A 13626-nucleotide genomic window follows, 5' to 3' on the forward strand; every position below is an offset into this window, starting at 1 on the left:
CCACGCTTTCATGCATCGAGCGCCTGCTGCCGGGCAATTTCCTGATTGCGCAGAATGAAGCGCTGTAACTTGCCACTGGGGGTCTTGGGGAGCTGGTCGACGAACTCCACTTCCCGGGGATAAGCATGCGCGGCCAGGCGTTGCCGCACATGCAGGCGCAGTACTTCGGCCAGCTCGGCACTCGGCTGATACTGGCTGCCGAGTACGACAAAGGCTTTGATCAGCTCGGTGCGCTGCGGGTCGGGCTTGCCGATCACCGCCGCTTCGATCACCGCCGGGTGTTCGATCAGCGCGCTCTCGACGTCGAACGGCCCGACGCGGTAGCCGGACGTGGTGATCACATCATCGTTGCGGCCAACGAAGCTGATACTGCCGTCGTCATTCAGTTCCACACTGTCGCCGCTGAGGTAATAGCGGCCCACAAAGGCCCGAGTGGGCATACCCAGGTAGCCGTCGAACCAGCAAAGGGGCGAGCGCTCGCGATCCACCGCCAGGACGCCCGGCTGACCCGCCGGCAATTCCCGATGCGCCTCATCCAGCACGACGATGCGGTAGCCGGGCACCGCATAACCCGCCGAGCCCTCACGGACCGGGTGACGCAAACCATGGTGATTGCACAACACCATGCCGATTTCCGTCTGGCCGTAATGGTCGTGAATGGTCACGCCGAGTTGCTCGGCAAACCAACGGATCACGTGTGGGTTGAGCGGCTCGCCGGCACTGCTGACGGCACGCAGGCGGCCGCGCACGGCGCCGGCGAACGCTGCGCCTTCGGCAATCAACAGGCGATAAGCCGTGGGTGAGCCGGCCAGATGGGTGATTGCGTACTTGGCAATGACTCGGCACGTACTCTCCACCGTGAAAGGGCCGTTGTAGAACAGCGTGGCATGACCACACGCCAGCGGGCCGGTCACTGCGTAATACAGGCCATAGGCCCAGCCGGGATCGGCCAGGTTCCAGAAGCGGTCGTCCTCACGCAGGCCAATCGAATCGCGCATATAGCCCTTGAAGGCCAGCATGGCGCGCAACGGCACTTCCAGCGGCTTGGCCGGCCCCGTGGTACCCGATGTGCACATGAGCAGGAACGGCGCGTCGGCGTCCAGCAGCACCGGTTCGCATTCTGCGCCCTGGCAATCCAGGGTGCTCCAGAACGGGTAATCGCTTGGGTTTTGCGGGCAGTCGCCGGTGATGACGACGCTTGGGCAGTTGGCAATCTCATCCAGCTTGGGACGGTTTTGGGGATCCGTTACGATCCAGCGCGCGTTGGAGCAGCCCAATCGTTGCTCGATCGCCTTGGGACCAAATGCGGTGAAGAGCGGCTGATAGACAGCGCCCACCCGCCAGGTCCCCAAGATGGCAATCAGCAGTTCAACCGTGCGTGGCATCAGGCCGGCAACGCGGTCGCCCGGTTTTACCCCTTGCTCGCGCAAAAAATGACCGAAGCGTGCAGCGCTGGCCTGCAACTGGCTGAATGTGTATTGCGTGGCGCTGCCATCCTGCGCTTCGCAATACAACGCCACGGCGTCGTCGTGGGCGTGTCGGTCGCAGCATTCGACGCAGGCGTTCAGGGCAGTGAGGTCGCCGTGCAAAGCCCGCTCGGCGGTCTGCTGGTAATTGAAGGATGTGGCCACAGCTTGATAATCACGCATAACGATACCTGGTTCTTATTGTTGGGTGTGTACTGCCAATAGTTGCGTTGCCCACGACTTGCCCATTGAACGACGACGCGTCGCTGAGGGGGCTAGCTGTCCATCATGTCGGCCGCTTGCTGGGTCGCCTGGCTGGTGCGGGTCGCCAGCTTGCGAACTTCATCGGCGACCACCGCGAACCCGCGTCCGGCTTCGCCAGCGCGGGCGGCCTCAATGGCAGCGTTCAATGCCAACAGATTGGTCTGGCTGGCGATGCCCTGGATGGTGGCGACAATGTGCGTCAGCTTGCGCAGGGTCTCCTGCATCACTCGGTGCTGGTGTTCCTGAGCCTCACGCAGGGTGTTTTCTTCATGGTGGGCATGGATATCGGTGATGGCGCCCACCACTCTTTGCGGGGAACCGTCCTCTGCGCGGCGCGTTTGCCCACGGCCGCGAAACCAGCGGTAATTGCCACTGCTGTGCTTGAGCCGATAATCGACATCAAAGGGTGTTTTTCCGCTGTGGTCTTCGACGTGGGCGACAAACGCCGCGATTGCCCGCGCGCTGTCGTCTGGATGCAGGCGTGAGGTCCAGCTTTCCAATGTATTGGGAAATTCCTCAACCGTGGTGTAACCCAGCAGTCGCCGCATTTGCGAAGACCACCAGATGGTGTTTTTCGGGTTCGCCGGATCACCCGCCACCACCTCAATGTCCCAGAGCCCGTCATGGAGCATTTCACGGGAAATCTCGAAGCGTGTGGCCGCCAGTTCGAGTGACTCTTCGTGCAGGCGCTGTTCATGAATGTCACGCAGGTTTCCGCCGATGGCGACCGGTACGCCTTGCGCATCGCGGCGCGCGACTCCGCTGATCCTGCACCAGCGATAGTCACCGTCTGATGCAAGGGCCATGCGTACGTCCAGCGTAAAGGGGGTTCGCCCGCTGCGATCAGCCAGGTGCCGGGCAAGCGCGTCAAGATGGCGTTGCCGGTCCGTCGCGTGCAGTTGCTCGTTCCAGCGGCCAAGTAGATCAATACCTTGGGTCGGGATCGACGCGGACCCTGTCCACCTCATGGCCCACTCCGGCGCGGGTGCAGCAACACCTGTCGGTTCCAGTTCCCAAAACAGTTCACCTGCGCCTTGAGCGATAAGCGCCCAGCTAGCCTCCCGTTCCTGCAGAAGCGCGTCGCGGCGGGCCAGGTGCTCGGCCAATTGGGTGGCTTCCAATGCCAGCGCGTGTGTCTGTGCTTTCAGTGCTCGCCGCTCTTGCAGCAATGTCTCGACGCCCGCCAGGATGCGTCGCAATAACGGGTTGCTCGACGACAGCGGTGTACTCGCCTGGTCAGGCTCATCCAGTCTGTCGGCAAGCGGAGCCAATACCCAGCGGTTGGTTCGGCTGAAAAAGAGCATGGGCCACCTCTATCTCGGATCAAATGGCGTCAATCGCCATGGGCTGTGTGGGTATGCGGACAAGGGCCCGTTGGTCAAAGGCTGTCGCCCCTGGCAGTGCCTGCCAGGCCAGGGGGCCGGCGGCGATTTCCCGCGCACTCAGCAGGCAGGTGTCGAGCTCGCGCTGTAACGCGTCGGTGTCGAGCCCCTGGCCGATAAACACCAACTCCTGCCGGCAGTCGCCGACCACGCTGTCCCATTTGGCCATGATGCTTTGCCGCCGATATTCATCCTGGGGCCATTGCGACGGCTCGATGAAGTTCCACCAGCGCCCGACATAGTCCCACTGGAACCGCTTGCCGCTTTGCACCAACAGGCCGGTTTCCAGGTGGCGGCTGGCAATCCAGAAGTAACCTTTACTGCGCAGCAACCGCCCGTTGCACCAGGGCCGCTCGAGAAAGTCGAGCAAACGTTGCGGGTGGAACGGTGCGCGCTCACGGTACACCCAGGACGTTACGCCATAGGTGTCTGACTCGGAGACCGCCGCGTCTGCCACTTCCATTTTCCGCATCCAGCCCGGCGACGCCGCGAGGCTGGGTAAATCAAACAGATGGGTGCCAAGGAGGCTGGCTAACGGCACGTTGCCGTGGGCAATCGGCAGGATCCGCGCAGTCGGGTTGAGGCCCGTGAGGATCGCCTGCACGGCCTGGTAGTGCGCCGCATCGATCAGGTCCAGCTTGTTGACGAGAATAACGTTGGCGTACTCCACCTGTTCGATCAGCAGATCGGCCAGATGGCGCTTGGGCGCGTCCGGTGTTGCGTCGTCGCGGTCAACGGTGTCCGGTGATTCGAGCAGTTCCTGGAAACGACTGCCATCGACCACCGTTACCAAGGTATCCAACCGCGCCAGTTCGCTGAGGCTGAAGCCCTCAGCGTCAAGGAAGGCGAACGTCTCTGCGACCGGCATCGGCTCGGAGATCCCCGTGGATTCAATCAGCAGGTAATCGAAACGCTGCTGGCGTGCGAGCATACTGATCTGCTCGAGCAAGTCAGCGCGCAGGGTGCAGCAGATGCAACCGTTGCTCATCTCGATCAGCTCATCGCGACCCCGGTGCAGCGCGACATCGCGCTGCACCTCTTCGGCATCGATATTGACTTCGCTCATGTCATTGACGATGACGGCCACGCGCAGGCCTTCGCGATTGCGCAGGATATGGTTGAGCAGGGTGGTTTTGCCGGCGCCGAGGAAGCCCGAAAGGACCGTCACCGGCAGTCGGTTTGCCTGGGCGCCGTCTGTCATGGGTTCACCGCGCGCGTGCCGGCGGCCTTGTCCAGGTAGCTTTCGAACAGGTCGACCACCACAAAACCCTCATCGGCCGCATCCCCCCACAAGTCTTTCACGGCAAACTCGACGTGGTAGGTGGGTTGATGGGCGGCGCTTACATCGCCATGGCCAATCGCGTCCGGGAACGGCCATTTCTCTGACGTCCGGTGCAGGACCACGCCTTCCTTGCCGCGCACGTAGGCGGGCATGCGGATGTGTCCGGCCACATATTCGTCTCGCACGACCACCCGATCTCCCACCTCGAAGGGCGGCCGCCCCGTGATCGCCGCGCGGCCCTCGGCATGGGCGGGATTCGCCAGCTTGAAGTGGGAGCCCAAGGCCTGATCAAGCTCAGCCTGGGTGATCACGCCGGTTTCGACCAGCAGGGTGGCGGTCGCGATGACGTAGCGTTCGTAGTACTGGGTGCCGACATGCTGGCGCACGTCCAGGCGTTCGACGGCGTGACGCACTTCGTCCACGCTGAACTTTTTCAAGTGGTCGGCACCGATGAACATCAAGCTGTAGGCCAGATGCTCCCAGTCCTGCTTGAACACCTGTTTGTAGCTCAGGCTATTGATGGTGTGGGGGACTTTTCCAAAGCCTTGGAAACCGCCGAGATCGTGAAAGCCATCCATAATCAAAACTCCGGGAGTGAACGATGATGAGGTGTTGTTTTCAGCCCACGCGGGGCAGGGCGACGCCAATCAGCACGTCTTTGGTCACCAGCGTTCGAAGCTGCTCTTCGCTCATGTGTTCTGAGCCTTCAGGCCTGACCGGCACGACCAGGTAGCGGCTTTCGGCGCTGGTATCCCAGACCTTGACCACCATGTCCCGCGGCAACTCCGTTCCCAGTTCGCGCAGTACCGTACGCCCCTCCCGGACCAGGCGTGCGCGAAACTCGAAACCCTTGTACCACTCCGGTGGCAGGCCGAGGACCGGCCAGTTGGTGCAGGAGCACAGGCTGCAGACAATGACGTTCTTCACCGTCGGCGTATCCTCCAGGGCGACGATGTATTCGCCCTGGGGGCCGGTGTAGCCGAACTGGGCGCACGCAGCGGTGCCGTCCTTGAGCAACAGTGCCCGGAACTGCGGATCGACCCATGCCTTGGCCACCACACGGGCGCCGTTCTCGGGGCTCCAGCCGTGCTCCATCAATTGCGTGAGCTGCTCGACATAGCCCTCCGGGATGAGTTCCTTGCTCTTGAGGACTTGAAACAATGCCCAGGCTCTTTCGCCGGGCGTTGAAGTAGCTGTACTCATGGGGTTATTCCTATCAGTCAACACGGGGGTAAAGTCATTGGATTTCTTATTGTTCTTCGGGCGCCGGCGACGCCCGTCGACGGCTCAGAGCGTGCGCCAGTCCACGGATGCTTCAAACGCCGCCGCAGCCTGGTAAAGGGTGCCTTCGGCATAGTGTTTGGCGACGAGCATCAGCCCGACGGGCAGGCCGTCTACCCGCCCGCACGGAATCGACATGGCGGGATGCCCGGTGATGTCCTGTGGCGCGGTGTTGCCGATCATTTCCAGTGCGCGCGCCACGTACTCAGTGATCGAGCAATCGGCCGGTGGGTGGGGTTGGGCGATGATCGGCGTGGTCGGCATCACCAGCAGGTCGTAGGTCTGGAGTGCCTTGTCATAGCCCTGTCGGGCAAAGCGCGCGAGGTTTTGCGCTTTGGCGTAATAACGCCCGTTGTAGTGGGTGAGTCCGTATTGACCGACGAACATGCACAGCTTGAGCGACGCGGATAATTGGTCGGCCTGTTCGCGCCAGCCGGCCTGTTTGTCCAGCAGGCCGACATCGTAGAGGCCTTTCCAGTTAAAGCCCGCGCCGTTGCCATGCATCATCTGCATGGTCAACCCTTCGCAGCCGATGGGGTGCCACAACGACCCTGCCAGGTTGTGCTCGGGAACGGACACCGGCTCGACATGCGCGCCCAACGCCTCGAGACGGGCGATGGCGTCACGCACTTTCTCGGCGACGCGAGGATCCTGGTTGGCAAGCGCAAACCCCTCTTGCAATACGCCGATCCTGAGCCCGCGCACACCCCTCGCCAGGTAGCTCTGATAGTCATCGACCTGCGGCGAGGCCTGGCGTGGATCAAGCCCATCCGCGCCGGCCATGGCTTGCAGCATCAGCGCGTTGTCGCGCACGTTGGCGGTGATGGGGCCGACATGATCGATCGTGGCTTCAATCGCCATGACCCCGGAGTAGGGCACCAGGCCGTGGGTCGGCTTCATGCCGTAGGTGCCGCAGAAGGACGACGGGATTCGGATGGACCCGCCTTGATCACCGCCAACGGCCATGTCCACCTCTCCGGCTGCGACCAACGCCGCACTGCCCGAGGAAGAACCGCCGGCGGCGTAACCGTGACGATGGGGGTTGTGCACGGGGGCCGGATCAGAAGTGTGGCTGCCGCCGGACAAACAGTAATGCTCACAGGTGGCCTTGCCCAGGATCGTCACCCCGGCATCCAGCAGACGTGTGACCACGGTGGCGTCGAATGACGGTACGAAACCGGCCAGCGGCGCCGCGCCGTTCATCATCGGCACACCCGCCAGGGAAATGTTGTCTTTCAACGCGACGGTTTTGCCGGCCAGCAGGCCCTCACGGGCCCCGTTCACTTCAGCCCGGCAGTACCAGGCGTTCAGCGGGTTTTCCTTGTCCGAGGGCCGATAGCCCGAACTGCGTTCGTAGCGTATGGGCGGAACGAAATCAGGCAGTTCGTCGACCAGGTCGTAGGCATCGAAACTCGGTTGCATCAGGTCCAGATACTGCGCTGCCTGTTCAGGCGTCAGTTGCATGTGCAACTGGGTGGCGAGGTCCTGCAGTTGATCAAGCGTGGGGCGAATAATGGCCATGATTTTCCTTGATTTCATCGGTGGTCGGTGGGAAGGCGTGAGGCTGTTCAAACACTTCCTGCACCTTCGGGGTCGGATCATTCCGGGTGGCAATGGAGAACAAATTAGGCCTGTTTTGCCACGGCGGCTTGGTTGAACAGGACACTCGTTTGGCTGAACAGGACAGCTCAGCCCGGTGCCACTTCAAGGGCTTGGCTTTTGACAAACGGCAGCATTCCCAGCACGACTCGACGAGACTTCATGGTCAAATACCTGTCAAAAAGTGGCCCCCGACCTCATGCGCTAGAGATGAGGGCCAAAAAATAATCGGGACGAAGGGCGCGGTGCCGGGTGTCAGCTTTGCGCGACACCTGCATCACGCAACATGCCGGTCTGCGGGTGGCAGTTGATGTACTCGAACAGCTGGCTCTTGGCGTCCGAGACCGACACTTCGTGGTACAGCCGCAATTTCACCAGGCCGGCCGCCACGCGGAAGAAGGTGACGAAAATGCGCAGGTGGGTGGGATGGGATTCCGCCCAGCGTTCCAGTTTCTCGACCGAACGCCAGTGGCCGATGTTGTAGCTCATGTCGAGGAAGTTGCCGTCGAGGTCGATGTTGCGTACGAATCGATTGCTGTAGCAGCCCAGGGGCGCCCCGTTATCGCGCAGGAAATCCATGCCGTCCTGCAACGTCGGCAGGATTTCGTCGAGGTACAGTGAACGCTCGTCAGCCTCGGCGTCAGCCCAATCCTGGCCGGAGCGAATCAGCGCGATGTTGTCATGGCCCATGACGATGACGCGGCCACCTTTGGCCGGGTCGCCCAGCACCACCTTCAGTTCGCCCGTGGGGCTCATCCAGTCCGTCTGGGACGCCGGGAAACGATCGCGCATCGAGCCCCAGTAACCGTGCTCTTCGATCTCGCCGCTGGTCGTGTCCATGATCGCGCCCACCCCCGGCAACTGCTTCTGGAAGGCGTAGAGGGTTTCGAATTGCTCGGCACGCGGCGCGGTGATTTCGCGAAAATAACCCAGGCCGTCGTTCAGGCGATCCGGCGATGCCCACCAGTCATTGACGGGCGGTGATCGCAACCAGCGGCAATAGGCCGCCGCGTCCTTCCAGTAGCCGACGATCATCAGGTTGTCGTAGCCACTGTTGTCCGTGTGGTGGGTCAGATCATGGGTCTGCGGGCCGTCGGGCAGGCTGAAGCTGCCGACGATGTCGCGCATGGCCTTAAGGGCGCGCGCACGCTGCGCCTCACCGCGAAACTGCACGCCCAGGTAGGCCATCACCACTTGCTTCAAGTGTTCGTCGGCGCGGCCGACCCACATAGGGAAGGGCGGCTGGTAGTCCTCGGGCACACGGCGGGACAACGTCCGTGGGCATCTAAGGTGTTTGTCGATCGCAGATTCCATGGGCGGCTCCTTGTTTTTTTCAGGTTCAGGCGTAGCGGGCTGGACAGGCCGTGAGGTCATAGTCAGGCATGTGCGAACCGCCTCGCTTTGTTCGCCAGGACAACCGTTTGGTTGGAAAAGACAGGTGCCGGATGCCAGGGCTCAGGAGCGATAAAGGGGGCTGGGCGTGGTCTGAATTTTGCTTTCCAGGATCGACCGGCAGCGTGTCGCTGCTTCAAGTCGTTGCATTAAGGTGAGTGCCATGGCTCAGAACAATCAATATTCCACCCTTGCCGTTTCGCAACCGCGTCGCTTCGATTACTGGAAAGAAGTGGTGTGTCGCCATTGTCTTATGGCTGACAGCAAACCCTCGACCCAGAGCGATTTCAACGGAACGCTCCAGGTCTCCGGTGTGGGGGCGCTGGATGTCTCCAGGCTGTCGTCCCCGCTGCATCATTGGGTCCGTTCCGAGCGGCATTTACGCAGTGGCCCCGCAGAAGACCTGTGGCTGGGCTTCACCCTCAATGGGTATGGCGAAATTGAGCAAGAGGGGCGCAAGGCCACACTGGGGGCCGGTAATTTGTTCCTTTATGACGCAACCCGACCGTTCCGATTCAGCCTGGGGGGGAGCGAAAACCACTTGATGCGCATCCCTCGGCAGTTACTGACTGAGCGGTTGCCGCGTGTGGCGGAATGCACCGCAATGGTGCTGGATGACCGCCGCCCCGGCGTGGTGCCGTTGCGCGAGATGCTGCGCCAGATGGCGAACACTCCCGTGCTTCTGGAGGATGGAGGCATTTGCAATCGTTACTCCAACACGATAATCGACCTGCTCGTGATTAGCCTGGAACTCCAGGACCTGAAGACGACTCATCAGGAGCTGGATCTTTATGCGCGGATAATGACCTACATCCAGCACCACTTGAGCGAGCGAGAACTGTCGATCGAGCTGATCGCCCAAGCCCACCACGTGTCCACCCGAACGGTGACCCGTGCATTCGCCCGTCATCAGAAAAGCCCGGTCGCAGAGATCTGGAAAGAACGGCTGAATGCCAGTCGGGCGGCCATCGAGTGCGGCCAGGTGCGCAGCGTTTCCCAAGCCGCACTGGACTTCGGTTTTTCCGATTTCTCCCACTTCAGCCACGCGTTTCGCAAGGCGTTTGGTGTTGCGCCTCACACGCTCTTGACGCGCAACTGACGGGGCCCCAAAAAAAGGCGGGGGTTATTGGCGTCCTGCTCGATAAAATTGACGAGATGAAAGGGTTAAGTTGCTAGCGATCCCCCTGCCGATTCAAGCCGCGAATCGCGACCGACGCAGCCTCGCCGGGGCTCGGCAGCTACGGATTTGACAGGCGTCAAGGTGCTCCCACCTCACGAATGCTCGATCACCATCACCGCCGTGGTGTCCGCCTCAAGTGCCTCGAACACATGAGGCACATTCGCCAAGTAGCTGATGTAGTCGCCGGCGTTGAGCAACACCGGGCCACTCGCCGGGCCGATACGTGCACTGCCACTGCACAGCACCACATGCTCTACGGTGCCCTGCGGGTGAGGCTGAGACAGACGAACTTCGCCGGGCTGCACCTTGAGTCGGTAGATGTCGCGCTGTACGCCGGCCGGGCAATCGGCAAGCAGTGTCGCTGCGTAATGGGCCGTCTCGGCATAGGCGGTCATGCCCTCGTTAGCGCGAATCACCCGCAGGGCCTGCCGGGGTTGTTCGAAGAACCGGGTGACTTGCAAGCCCATGGCCATCGCCAGCGACCACAAGGTTTCGATGCTGGGGTTACCGATGCCCGACTCCAATTGAGACAAGGTCGACTTCGCTACCCCGGCGCGCTTCGCCAGCTCGGTCAAGGAAAGCCCGGCGGCCAGGCGCTCGCGCTTGATTGACAGCGCCAGCAGATCGATTCGACTCGGATTATTTCCCGGCAGGTTGTTCGTTATATCGGTCATTTGTTTTATAAACCATCCTTGAATGGGTTGACGCTCTTGGGGGGTATGTTCAGTATATCGGCCATTAGTTCATTATAAAGTTGTATTTGCCAGCCTATTTCCCCGCGAACGGTGGCTTGGGCCATGGTGATGTCGATAGCAAGGAAGCCATAAGTGATGAAGTCGAAAACCCGTGGGACGCTCGAAATGACCTTGGCCATGGCCATCTCCGGCACAGTCGGCTGGTTCGTCGTCATGTCGGGGCAGAGCCCGGAGGCGGTGGTGTTCTGGCGTTGCCTGTTCGGCGCCATGGCGATGCTGGTCGCGTACCTGGTGCCTGGGGGGCTGCGCAGCGCGCGGATCGCTGCCCGGCCATTCATTCTGGTGTGCCTGGGCGGGGTGGCGCTGATCCTCAACTGGGTGCTGCTGTTCGGTGCCTACACACATGCCTCTATCGCCATTGCCACGGTGGTCTACCACGTTCAGCCGTTCATGCTGGTCGGCCTGGGTGCGCTGTTTTTTGCCGAACGCCTCAGTGTCGCCAAGGTCGGCTGGCTGCTGTTGGCCTTCGCCGGGCTGATGCTGATCGTGTCCGCCAAGGGCCGTGGGCAGGCCACCGGCGCCGACTACCTGCTGGGCGTCTGCCTGGCGCTGGCTTCGGCCTTTTGCTATGCCGTGGCGGCGGCTATCACCAAGCGTCTCAAGGATTTTCCCGCGCACCTGATCGTGCTGATCCAGATGGTGGTCGGCGTGCTGGTGCTGGCACCGTTCGTGGACTTCACTGGGGGCGAAACGCTCAAGGGCGCCTGGACTTACCTGATCATTATCGGGGTGGTCCATACCGGGCTGATGTCGACCCTGCTGTACAGCGCCATCCAGAAAATCCCCACGGCACTGGTCGGGGCACTGTCGTTCATCTATCCGATTGTCGCCATCCTGGTCGACTGGGTAGCCTTCGCCCATCCCCTCAGCACCCTGCAGGTGATGGGCGCAGGCGCGATCCTGCTGGCGGCGGCGGGTATGAATTTTGGCTGGTCGCTGGGCCGCGCGGGGCGTCATGACGTGACGTAAGGTCGGGCGCCCAACCGCCATCGAGTCAAAAGACGTCACGCCAACCACTGGCGGCAATGCGCCTGGGAAGAACATCCATGAATACTCATGGTTCTGGTGTCACGGCCTGTCATAATCCGGGGGGCGCGCCTGGATCCGGGAGCGAGTGGCGCAGAGCCCGCCCGTATCCATGGCTCTCGGCAGTCCGGCCCGCTTTCACAACCCTCTAGGAGTCCGTGCCATTCATGGTGCTGTTCAATCGATTGAGCGCGTTTTCGATCCAGGCGCGCAGGGCACTGGGACTGGTGTGGGAAACCTCACGGCCACTGTTCACGGGGCTGTTGCTGGCGACGATTGTCGCCGGACTGCTGCCCGCACTGGCCGCCTGGATTGGACAGCGCATTGTTGATGGCGTGGTCCACGCCATGCAGGTTCATGCGGCCGGCAGCCAGGCACCCGTGTGGCCGGTGATGCGCTACGTGCTGGCCGAGGCCGGTGTGCTGGCGTTGTTGGCGGCGGCACAACGGGCGCTGTCGATGCAGCAGTCGCTGTTGCGGGTGAAGCTGGGCGTGAAGGTCAACCTGATGGTCCTGGAGAAAGCCCAGACCCTTTCGCTGCTGCAATTTGAAGACGCTGAGTTCTACGACAAGTTGGTGCGGGTGCGCCAGGGTGCTTCGACGCGCCCGCTGAGCCTGGTGACCAAAGGACTGGGGTTGGTGCAGAACCTCATTTCGCTGGTCAGCTTTGCTGTCCTGTTGGTGCACTTTTCGCCGTGGGCCCTGTTGATTCTGGTGGTCGGTGCGTTGCCGGTGTTCTTCGCCGAGACGCATTTTTCCGGCAATGCGTTCCGCTTGTTCCACCGGCGTGCACCGGAGACGCGTCAGCAGAACTACCTGGAATCCTTGCTCTCCCACGAGTCCCATGCCAAGGAGGTAAAGCTGTTTGGCCTGGCACCGCTGTTCCTCCAGCGCTATCGCGACAACGCCCAGCGTTTGTATACCGAGGACCGCCAATTGACGCTGCGCCGCGATGCCTGGGGCTTCGCATTGGGCCTGCTGGGCACCGCAGCGTTTTACCTGGCCTACGCCTGGGTGGTACTCGACACCGTGCGTGGCCAGACGAGCCTGGGCCAGATGACCATGTACATCGTGCTGTTCAAGCAGGGGCAGGCCGCAATAACCGCCAGCCTCAGCGCCATTGCCGGGCTGTACGACGACAGCCTGTTTCTCTCGGACCTGTATGAATACCTTGAAACCCCCGTGATCACGCCGCGCGGCCGACTCACCCAAGGGGCGCGCCCTGGCGATGGCCTGCGCTGCGAACAGGTGGGTTTCACCTACCCCGGTGCTGAATCTGCCGCGCTGCGCAATATCAACCTGCACCTGGCACCGGGGAAAAGCCTGGCGCTGGTGGGTGAAAATGGCTCCGGCAAAACCAGCCTGATCAAACTGCTGACCCGTCTGTATGCCCCGGATGAAGGCCGCATCCTGCTGGATGGCAGTGACCTGCAGGAGTGGGACGAACACACCCTGCGCCAGCGCATCGGCGTTATTTTCCAGGACTACATCCGCTACCAGATGACCGTCGGCGAAAACCTGGGGGTGGGTGACGTCGACGCCCTGGACGACCAGGTACGCTGGCGCAGCGCTGCCACTCAAGGCGTGGCGGCCGATTTTATCGAGCGCCTGAGCCATACCTATTCAACCCAGCTGGGACGCTGGTTCGGAGGTCAGGAACTGTCCGGTGGGCAGTGGCAGAAAGTCGCCTTGTCGCGGGCGTACATGCGTCAGGATGCCGATCTGCTGATCCTCGATGAACCCACCGCCGCGCTGGATGCCGGGGCTGAGGCGGCGGTGTTCGAGCACTTTCGCGAGCATGCCAAGGGCCGCATGACCCTGTTGATTTCCCACCGTTTTTCCAGTGTGCGCAGTGCGGATCACATTATTGTGTTGGAACGCGGGCAGATTCTGGAGGAGGGCAGCCATAGCCAGCTGATGGCTGCGGGTGGACGTTATGCCGAGCTGTTCGACGTTCAGGCGCGGGGTTATCGCTAGGAAACCCACCGCCGCGTATCTTC

General features: G+C 61.8%; 10 protein-coding genes and 2 pseudogenes. 3 read left to right on the forward strand and 9 right to left on the reverse strand.

From position 1 onward, the window contains the following. Nucleotides 1-8 precede the first annotated feature (8 nt). From HCF10_RS08735 to oxdA, 8 genes and pseudogenes are all read right to left on the reverse strand, one after another. Complete coding sequence (locus tag HCF10_RS08735) at nucleotides 9-1649, reverse strand: AMP-binding protein (protein WP_167655300.1); 1641 nt, start codon at nucleotides 1647-1649, stop codon at nucleotides 9-11. 116 nt (nucleotides 1650-1765) lie between these two features. Beyond that, a pseudogene (locus HCF10_RS31975) lies at nucleotides 1766-2035 on the reverse strand (methyl-accepting chemotaxis protein); the annotation flags it as partial. Beyond that, a pseudogene (locus HCF10_RS31680) lies at nucleotides 2021-3034 on the reverse strand (PAS domain-containing protein); the annotation flags it as partial. The pseudogenes HCF10_RS31680 and HCF10_RS31975, both read right to left, overlap by 15 nt. Nucleotides 3035-3053: 19 nt before the next feature. After that, complete coding sequence (locus tag HCF10_RS08745; RefSeq protein WP_167655302.1) at nucleotides 3054-4313, reverse strand: GTP-binding protein; 1260 nt, start codon at nucleotides 4311-4313, stop codon at nucleotides 3054-3056. After that, nucleotides 4310-4972, reverse strand: coding sequence for a nitrile hydratase subunit beta (nthB, locus tag HCF10_RS08750; RefSeq protein WP_167655303.1), 663 nt, complete (start codon nucleotides 4970-4972; stop codon nucleotides 4310-4312). Before nthB ends, HCF10_RS08745 begins: the two co-directional genes overlap by 4 nt. Before the next feature lie 40 nt (nucleotides 4973-5012). Continuing rightward, complete coding sequence (gene nthA, locus HCF10_RS08755; protein ID WP_131696432.1) at nucleotides 5013-5597, reverse strand: nitrile hydratase subunit alpha; 585 nt, start codon at nucleotides 5595-5597, stop codon at nucleotides 5013-5015. Nucleotides 5598-5681: 84 nt separating this feature from the next. Beyond that, the gene (locus HCF10_RS08760; RefSeq protein ID WP_167655304.1) at nucleotides 5682-7196 is read right to left on the reverse strand and encodes an amidase; all 1515 of its coding nucleotides are present in this window, start codon (nucleotides 7194-7196) and stop codon (nucleotides 5682-5684) included. A gap of 333 nt (nucleotides 7197-7529) precedes the next feature. Then, the gene (gene oxdA, locus HCF10_RS08765; protein ID WP_167655305.1) at nucleotides 7530-8588 is read right to left on the reverse strand and encodes an aliphatic aldoxime dehydratase; all 1059 of its coding nucleotides are present in this window, start codon (nucleotides 8586-8588) and stop codon (nucleotides 7530-7532) included. A 241-nt stretch (nucleotides 8589-8829) separates the two neighbouring features. On the opposite strand from oxdA, the gene HCF10_RS08770 reads away from it, so the two are divergent. Continuing rightward, nucleotides 8830-9765, forward strand: a complete 936-nt coding sequence (locus HCF10_RS08770; RefSeq protein ID WP_131696429.1) for a helix-turn-helix domain-containing protein — start codon at nucleotides 8830-8832, stop codon at nucleotides 9763-9765. Between the two features lie 173 nt (nucleotides 9766-9938). On the opposite strand, the gene HCF10_RS08775 is transcribed toward HCF10_RS08770, so the two are convergent. Next, complete coding sequence (locus HCF10_RS08775) at nucleotides 9939-10520, reverse strand: helix-turn-helix domain-containing protein (RefSeq protein ID WP_131696651.1); 582 nt, start codon at nucleotides 10518-10520, stop codon at nucleotides 9939-9941. 156 nt (nucleotides 10521-10676) lie between these two features. Here HCF10_RS08775 and HCF10_RS08780 point away from each other — a divergent pair, with 156 nt between their 5' ends. Together HCF10_RS08780 and HCF10_RS08785 are read left to right on the forward strand one after the other, a co-directional pair. Further along, nucleotides 10677-11570 (forward strand): DMT family transporter, encoded by an 894-nt coding sequence (locus HCF10_RS08780; RefSeq protein ID WP_167655306.1) that lies wholly within the window; start codon nucleotides 10677-10679, stop codon nucleotides 11568-11570. Nucleotides 11571-11794: 224 nt separating this feature from the next. Further along, nucleotides 11795-13603, forward strand: a complete 1809-nt coding sequence (locus HCF10_RS08785; protein WP_167655307.1) for an ABC transporter ATP-binding protein — start codon at nucleotides 11795-11797, stop codon at nucleotides 13601-13603. Nucleotides 13604-13626 lie beyond the last annotated feature (23 nt).

The organism is Pseudomonas sp. B14(2022) (genome assembly GCF_012030485.1).
Taxonomy (GTDB): Bacteria; Pseudomonadota; Gammaproteobacteria; order Pseudomonadales; family Pseudomonadaceae; genus Aquipseudomonas.